The following is a 5719-nucleotide window of genomic DNA, read 5'->3' on the forward strand; positions in this document are numbered from 1 at the left end:
TCATTACCGCCTTTGCTGGGTTCATGGATGGCTAAATCTGCGATCACGTCATAGCGATCAACTAAGGACCTGGCAAAGTCTTTTGCCAAGTCCTTACGTTGATCAGCGTCTAATTCATCAGGTAGGGCAATCACCCATTCTCTAGCGGTTCGGGCATCTTTACGGTTTTCGGTTTTTTCTGCCAAGTTCCAAAGTTCACCACGGTCAATTTCAATATCTAAATTAGACAGAATTTCAGAATGGGCGACACCGTCTTTTCTTGTAAAGTCATGGATCAGTCCTGTGCGTTCATCTTCTAATTTTTCCCCTGCACGATATGCAGCAGATGCAACCGCAGTTCGCCCCGAACTGCGGTTAACTGTTTTGGTCGAGCAATGGTAAATAGCCATCGCTTAACACTTCCGACTAGCAGGGACGTAATAACCGCATTTTTCGCATTCTCTTTTTAGGTTCTGAACTTCTTTTTCTTCTGCATGTTGTGCCATCAGTTCAGGCATCGTGTAAGTGCATTCGTGTCCGCAATTTGGACAAAGATAAAGGTGCGTTTCTCTGAAATTATACCGATGCATTTTTATTTTCCTTTTGCTTTTTAAAATTGCGTAGTAATTTTTTGGGGTTAAGGGGACACCCCCTTACGCTAATGTAGACTTGGATGAAATCTAAGTCGTAAGTGCGCATTTCATGAAAAACACGATAACATATTAACCGCTTGAATTTCAATTCATAGGTTCTTATGCTTGAGTGGTTTTCCTATATCCCGAAATGAACCGTTATGACCAAATCAGCCGAAAATATCGAAAAGAAAATTGAAGCTCAGTTAGAGAAGCTAAAACAGTTAAAAGCACAAAAACAAGCTATCGAAGCTAGAGAAAGATCGAAGCAAAAAGAGCAAGAAAGAAAGGATGATACTCGACGTAAAATTTTGCTCGGTTCTTATTTAATTAAAAAGATGCAAAGTAATGAAGCCAACAAAGAAAAAATACTCATGGAACTTAATGAATATTTAACTGAAAATAGAGATAGACAGCTTTTTGACTTACCAAATATTGAGGAAAATTAATTATGAATAAAGCCGATTTAATTGCCAAATTAGCACCTAAATTAAATATTAATCAAGACGAAGCAAGAGTTGTTCTTAATTCTGTTCTTGAAGTCATTACAGAAGCCCTAGTTGAAGAAAAAAATGTCCGATTAGTTGATTTTGGTACTTTTTCAGTAAAACAACGTCCAGAAAGAATGGGACGCAATCCTAAAACTGGAGAAAAACTTAAAATTGAAGCTAAGGAAATCGTTACTTTTAAACAAGGTAAGGCTTTAGGAGAGCAATTTATTGTTAAGCCAAAGCAAAAAAGTAAAGCTAAGAAGAAAGCCTAATTTTTCTTAGCTCTTTGTTTTTCTTGTTCGGCTTTATACTCTGGAATTAGCTCATTTAAGACCTTTTGGATATTTTCCTTATCTTCGATCTGCAAATTATCCCGATAGTAAATTAAGTCCTCTATTTTGCTTTCCATCTGCATTTTTTCGGTGGGTTCGGCATTTTGGGATATTCGGGATAATAGGAAGATATAACCGCATATATTTTCCCTCGCAATTTCATAATTTACGATATCGAGGTATTCAGCTTGTGTGCCGTGAAGTTCTTCTAATAGGTTGGTTAATTTCATCATGCTTGAAACCCTGCTTTTTCTAAACATGGATAAAGCTCTCTGAACTTTTCAGGCTCTAAAAGCATGTCAGCGATACGAATAGCAAATTGCTGAAAACTTTCCGTACCTTGTGAGTATTTGCTCATTTCGGGCATTTCAGACATTTTATTGGCAAATAAGTGGCGCTGAGCATCGGTCATTTTGATGAAAAAATCAGGGGTATTGGGATCACGTTTAATTTCAATTTTCGGCTGTGTTTTTTGCTTAAACCTGAATGAAAACCCAGTGATGGTACGCCCTTGCTTATGCTGTTCATAAGTGGTTTTTATATCCGTATGCTCATTGATCTGGGTAATAGCTGTGTCTAATACACGGTTTTTAAAATGATGCATACGTTGATATTCATCATCTTCAACACCTAAATTTTTACGTAATTGTTGCAGTTCAAAAATTGGTGTTTTACCAACCTCACGCCAGGCGATTAATAATTCATAAAGTCTGGTGGCGTACTTACTGGTTAAATGTGCAACTTGTTTGGCTTCGTATTTCGTAAAATGTTCTTCTAATCGAGTGATTAACGGCACTACGTCAGGTGCGAAAGTAATTTCTAATAGCGCTAAGTCATCTACATAAAAAATACGACTAACCCAACGAGAGCGAACAACACCCACTTTTCCTGTTTTTTTGTATTCTGCTGTATAGCTAAACTGTCTATTAAATAGATTGTTTACAGCTTCTTTTAGAGCTTTATAGGATGCATCTGCCGATACATTAAAGAGCTTTGCATAATCACTAGCATGTATTTCTAGTTTGCTATCTGCCGTGATGCCCTGTCCTAATTCCCTTGCATTAATTATCGCCAGCATAATTAAACGCTGTTCTGTTAGTTCTAAATTATAACTGGCGTTTATTAATGCATTATCTTTCACAACTAAACCATTCTTCATATTAAATACACGTTATTATTAATGTGTATTTAAACACTACATATAATATGTGTGTAAATCAAGAGAATTTGTGTGCTTATACAAGAGAATTTGTGTGCTTATACAAGAGAATTTGTGTGCTTATACAAGAGAATTTGTGTGCTTATTGAGAGTGAAACCCTCTGATACCAATGCTTTCATAGGGTCTAAAAGCATTTAAAAGCTTTAAAAATAATTAAAAGCCTTTCGGCAGGGGAGTGGAACTGCCCTAGGTACTCGCTAAAGCTCGTACTCTATTGAAGCTCGTTCCTCGCTTCGAGGGGCAGTTTTTAATTAATACTGTTTGTGATATTCAAAAGTAAAAGCATTGATAATGTATTCGCTTCGCTCATATTTTTTGAAAAGCAAAAGCTCCAAAGTTCGCACCCATTCGGGATGCTCTGTACCTACCGTTTAAAATCGAAAGGGAGCTTGTAATCAGAGAAAAGGCAGGGGCGAAATTTTAATGCCAGGTGGTCGCTCGTAGACACTCGCTCGGCTCTTACTGGAATGATTAAAATATCTAATCAAAAACGTGGAACATTGTTTAAATATTAAGCGTGGAACGTGAAAAATCATAAAAAAAGCCCACCTTGGGGAAGATGAGCTATCAACTAGAAACTACAGCATTGATTTCTAAAGATAATTATAACGCATTTCGTATAAGGTGTATTATGTTAATTTTAGCTATTTTTCATAATACAGCTTTTCGTAAGGCTCAAACTTAAATACATTTGTTCTTTCTGTTTATTCGCTAAAATAAAATTTACTTATATGTAATATTATTAAAACTCAAACACTTACTCGCAAAAAAATAAAAATATGTATATGCTTATTAACTATTTAATATTTGGAGCTTGATGTAATGCATACTCTTTTTGAACCAGAATTAAACGATTTAGAATCCTTAGCTGAAATTTTTAATGCATATAGGGTTTTCTACCATCAAGAACCAAATATAGATTTAGCACGGAAATTTATTCATGAGAGGATTACTCAAAAGGATTCAAAAATTTTTATAAAGAAAGATGAATTCAATAACATTCTTGGTTTTATCCAACTTTATCCCACGTTTTCATCCGTTTCAGCAGGAAAAGCTTGGATTTTAAATGATTTATATGTACATGAAGTGAATCGTCGACAAGGTATTGCTGAAGAGTTAATGCAACATGTAATTCAATTTGGTCAAAATACGAATGCTAAATATCTCGCTTTAGAAACACATTTTGATAATGTAGCAGCACAAACACTTTATAAAAATATGGGATTTATCGAACAAGATAAAACAAAGCTATTTGAATACTCTTACTAATCAATAATGCCATTTAACCTAATGGCTGTTATACGAAATTCAGTTGTCAGAAACCATTTATTACATCAAAAATAATGAAAAAGTAAAGAATATGCTTTATATTGTCTTTACTTTAATAGTTTTTGAGTGAGGAAATCATGTCCGCAGTCAATTTCAATATGCGCTTAGAAGCAGAGTTAAAAGAACAAGCCATGCCTATTTTGGAAGACTACGGTTTGACTATGCCCCAAGCATTCAAACTGTTCTTGAATCAAATCGTTAAAACTAAAGCGATTCCTTTATCTTTTGACTATGCGCGAGAAACTGCTTTAACACCTAAAGCAGCAGCCAAGTTACTTCAATCTTTAAAAGAGATTGAAAATGGCGAGTACACCGAGTACGAAACGGTAGAAGAAGCGATTAAAGCTATGTCGGAAGAAGCACATGGCTAAACGTAAGATTATCGTAACCAGTTCTTTTAAACGTGATATTAAAAGACGTTACTTAGAACTGGTTACGGCTGAATGGGCAGAAGTATTAGATTGTTTAGTTGCAAATAATCCTTTGCCTGAAAAATATTTAGATCATCCCTTGAAGGGTGGTGCAGAGTTTAAGAATTGTCGTGATTGTCATGTGAAGCCTGATTTAGTCTTGATCTATAGGCTTGTTGGTGATGATATTTTAGAACTGCATCAGTTGGATAGCCATTCCGAAATTTTTGGATGACTATCGCTCGATGCTTTGAAAGATGGCTTTAGCCATGTTTCAAAGTCGGGCAACTTTGCGCTTGCTGTAATCTGATCAGTAATGAGAAAAACCAAGCAAAGTACCGATCATCTAGTATTTTTTAGGGTCGATCTGACACCAGTCATACGTTTTTTCTTTGACGCTACTCGGTTCAAATGAATAGCAGTTTTTCCGCATGATTCTCACCAATGTTTCACCATCACTTTCTCGAATTTGTAGCGGATATTTTTTAAGTGCAGCCATATCAGCTCTACGTTCATCGATTTCATCTTTGCTTGGCACGTATAAGAAGATTGCCAATATGAACACTATCATTACAGCGACAAACGTACTTGCAAAAATAATAATCAATTTTAAGCTGAGCCTGTTAGTTACTTCGTTTAATGCCTGAATACTGTTGTTTAATGCACCTGTATGCTTCTTGTTTGCGTTTTCTAGCGATTTTTCAGCCTTATCTAGCACTCCACTAGCGACTTGGTTGTAAAACTGCTCTAATCGCTTATTATCATCTGCTATGGCTTCTCTGTATTCCTTCATGGATGCCAATAAAATATATAACTGATCATCTAGATCATTTTGATTACTCATAATGACATTCCGCCTCTACCTAGTTTTTGAGATGCCTTGCGGAGTGCTTGCTCGGCTCGTTGTTTATCTAATTCTTGCTGTCGCTTCATTTCCGCTTGGCGTTCCAGTTCTAGGCGTTTGCTTTCTTGGTTCTTTTGCCATTGGTCAAAACCTTGATCGACACGGTTTAAACCACGCTGTAAAACGCTCTCTTTCTGCTGTTTCTGTTGGTGAAGCTGTTGGGTGTTCTGCTGTTTGACATTGTCATTAAAACGGCTGATTTCAGTGTCTATACCTTGTCTGCGTAATTGGGTGACTTTACTACCTTCATGGATGGTGGCTTGTAGTCCGTTGTTCTGATCGGCATAGCTGCGGTGGTCTATTTTTTCGCTGTGTCCGGCTTTTTCTAATGCGTAATTGGCAAGGTCTGCCCATGTTTCTCGAATTTGCTTAATATCTTCTTGGGTTGTACCCATACCAAGGCTTTTTCGTTTGGCGTTGCT

Annotated in this window: 10 protein-coding genes; 5 read left to right on the forward strand and 5 right to left on the reverse strand. The window is 36.5% G+C overall.

Annotated elements, in window-relative coordinates; genetic code table 11:
• Window positions 1-389 (reverse strand): MobA/MobL family protein (locus FOC32_RS00100; protein WP_175965969.1); only part of this gene is annotated, 389 nt, incomplete at its 3' end.
• Window positions 390-772: 383 nt separating this feature from the next.
• Between FOC32_RS00100 and FOC32_RS00105 the strand changes: the two genes are divergently transcribed.
• Window positions 773-1060 (forward strand): hypothetical protein, encoded by a 288-nt coding sequence (locus FOC32_RS00105; protein WP_004647572.1) that lies wholly within the window; start codon window positions 773-775, stop codon window positions 1058-1060.
• 2 nt (window positions 1061-1062) lie between these two features.
• Window positions 1063-1374: an HU family DNA-binding protein gene (locus FOC32_RS00110; protein WP_004647573.1), complete on the forward strand. Its 312-nt coding sequence runs from the start codon at window positions 1063-1065 to the stop codon at window positions 1372-1374.
• Here the strand turns inward: FOC32_RS00110 and FOC32_RS00115 are convergent.
• Complete coding sequence (locus FOC32_RS00115) at window positions 1371-1667, reverse strand: hypothetical protein (RefSeq protein WP_034707427.1); 297 nt, start codon at window positions 1665-1667, stop codon at window positions 1371-1373. The genes FOC32_RS00110 and FOC32_RS00115 overlap by 4 nt on opposite strands.
• Window positions 1664-2593, reverse strand: a complete 930-nt coding sequence (repM, locus tag FOC32_RS00120; RefSeq protein ID WP_004647575.1) for a replication initiation protein RepM — start codon at window positions 2591-2593, stop codon at window positions 1664-1666. Before repM ends, FOC32_RS00115 begins: the two co-directional genes overlap by 4 nt.
• A gap of 883 nt (window positions 2594-3476) precedes the next feature.
• On the opposite strand from repM, the gene FOC32_RS00125 reads away from it, so the two are divergent.
• From FOC32_RS00125 to FOC32_RS00135, 3 genes are all read left to right on the forward strand, one after another.
• Window positions 3477-3923: a GNAT family N-acetyltransferase gene (locus FOC32_RS00125; protein ID WP_004781211.1), complete on the forward strand. Its 447-nt coding sequence runs from the start codon at window positions 3477-3479 to the stop codon at window positions 3921-3923.
• A gap of 137 nt (window positions 3924-4060) precedes the next feature.
• Window positions 4061-4354: a type II toxin-antitoxin system RelB/DinJ family antitoxin gene (locus FOC32_RS00130; RefSeq protein WP_004781213.1), complete on the forward strand. Its 294-nt coding sequence runs from the start codon at window positions 4061-4063 to the stop codon at window positions 4352-4354.
• Window positions 4347-4628, forward strand: a complete 282-nt coding sequence (locus FOC32_RS00135) for a type II toxin-antitoxin system YafQ family toxin (RefSeq protein WP_001129137.1) — start codon at window positions 4347-4349, stop codon at window positions 4626-4628. The genes FOC32_RS00130 and FOC32_RS00135 overlap by 8 nt, the downstream gene beginning before the upstream one ends.
• 111 nt (window positions 4629-4739) lie before the next feature.
• On the opposite strand, the gene FOC32_RS00140 is transcribed toward FOC32_RS00135, so the two are convergent.
• Together FOC32_RS00140 and FOC32_RS00145 are read right to left on the reverse strand one after the other, a co-directional pair.
• Window positions 4740-5237, reverse strand: a complete 498-nt coding sequence (locus FOC32_RS00140; RefSeq protein WP_024437508.1) for a hypothetical protein — start codon at window positions 5235-5237, stop codon at window positions 4740-4742.
• Window positions 5234-5719: MobA/MobL family protein (locus FOC32_RS00145; RefSeq protein WP_175965971.1), on the reverse strand; the 486-nt coding region annotated here is incomplete at its 5' end. The genes FOC32_RS00145 and FOC32_RS00140, both read right to left, overlap by 4 nt.

This window comes from Acinetobacter sp. FDAARGOS_724 (assembly GCF_013364475.1).
Taxonomy (GTDB): Bacteria; Pseudomonadota; Gammaproteobacteria; order Pseudomonadales; family Moraxellaceae; genus Acinetobacter; species Acinetobacter variabilis.